The sequence below is a fragment of the Cupriavidus sp. 01L45 genome (assembly GCF_056399885.1).
This window is the reverse complement of record NZ_JBFTSG010000173.1, coordinates 1-534: the sequence shown is the minus strand read 5'-3', so window position 1 is coordinate 534 and position 534 is coordinate 1. Positions and strand designations below refer to the sequence as shown.

Below are 534 nucleotides of genomic sequence, written 5' to 3'. Positions count from 1 at the left end.
CCGCAGCGTTGGAGCGCGGGCATCCGCAACTGGGAACTCCCAGATGCGGTGTACCTGAACCCGGAGCGAGCGCAGAAAAACGCAGAGAATTACAAGCAAGCAGCGTAACGGCTGAGGCGACAACTACCTTGACACACGCCGCTTGCCAAAAAAGTAGGCAAAAAAGGCGCGCCGGATGGGGCGCCCCCCCTCGGGGGCGCTCCACACGACTACACCGAATCGTCGATCCGGCGATATCGCGCATCGTCGAAATCTCTCGGCTCTTCGGACGCCGAATTTCCTGTCTTCTCCCTTCCGTCTTTGTGCGCTAGCTGCCACTTGTAATCCGCTGGTTTGCTCACCCCAGCAACAAGGGAAGACGATCGCAGGAGCGAGCCGCCAAACCAACGATTGGTAGCCGTGTGGAGCGCCCCCAAGGGCGGGTCCGCACCCCAGCGCGATGCGAAGCGAGCCGTCAAGGTGTACCAGGCCGTATGGGGCGCCTCGTCGGCAGGCAAAAAGAGCGGAAAAGAGGGGGCCATGTTTGAGTTTGAG

1 protein-coding gene is annotated in these 534 nt (G+C 61.0%); it reads right to left on the bottom strand.

The features are described 5' to 3' along the window. Positions 1–209: 209 nt before the first annotated feature. Positions 210–534 (bottom strand): hypothetical protein (locus AC1DT6_RS40575; RefSeq protein ID WP_477115629.1); only part of this gene is annotated, 325 nt, incomplete at its 5' end.